The sequence below is a fragment of the Psychrobacter sp. 1U2 genome (assembly GCF_051847575.1).
Genome location: NZ_JBPYDC010001066.1, coordinates 1 through 720, shown reverse-complemented (window position 1 = coordinate 720; position 720 = coordinate 1). Strand labels below are relative to the sequence as shown.

The 720-nt window shown below is 43.6% G+C and carries 1 protein-coding gene and 1 pseudogene; one reads left to right on the top strand and one right to left on the bottom strand.

Annotation, left to right across the window (positions count from 1 at the left end; all coding sequences use genetic code 11):
* A pseudogene (locus ACS8FD_RS20415) lies at nt 1-358 on the top strand (type III PLP-dependent enzyme); the annotation flags it as partial.
* 194 nt (nt 359-552) lie between these two features.
* Here ACS8FD_RS20415 and ACS8FD_RS20410 read toward each other — a convergent pair.
* On the bottom strand, nt 553-720 hold a 168-nt coding region (locus ACS8FD_RS20410), incomplete at its 5' end, for a dihydrodipicolinate reductase C-terminal domain-containing protein (RefSeq protein WP_439277209.1).

Genomic DNA, 720 nt, shown 5'->3' with positions numbered 1-720 from the left:
AGGGGTCTTAGTCAGTGACGTGGTACTCATCTCGCGTAAGTCGCATACTGATTTAGCCCGCTGGGTATACACTGATGTCGGCTTGTTTCAAGGTTTGATCGAAACCTTGGGTGAAGCGATAAAATATCCGGTCTATACGCCAAAAATGGAAACATCGACCAGTGAAGGCACAGTCGTACTGGCAGGCCCAACATGTGATTCGACTGATATCATGTATGAAGAAGCAGGTTATCAATTGCCAGAAGAGTTAGAAGTTGGTGATAAAATCTATTGGCTAACGACTGGTGCTTATACCAACTCATACTCGTCTGTTGAGTTTAATGGCTTTCCGCCGTTAGAAGTGGTCTATATTGACTGAGATTTCGTCGGTATTATTGATAGAAAAGGGCGGTACTGTGATGAACAGTACCGCCCTTTTTTATATAGCTTGTTTACTAACCTGAAAAACTCTGACCCTTATGGTCTACGCAGTGATGATAGATATGCAATGGCTATTCATTAAGGCTTAGGACTGGTTAATGTTTTAAATCATTTTTAAGTTACAGATGATAACTACTCATTTAAACCCAATACATCCTGCATATTGTATTGTCCAGCTTGCTGCTGAATAATCCAAGTCGCTGCGCGTACGGCTCCAGCGGCAAAGGTCATGCGTGCGCGGGCTCGATGGGTAATCTCAACCACTTCGCCATCCGCGATAAACATGACCGTATGATCACC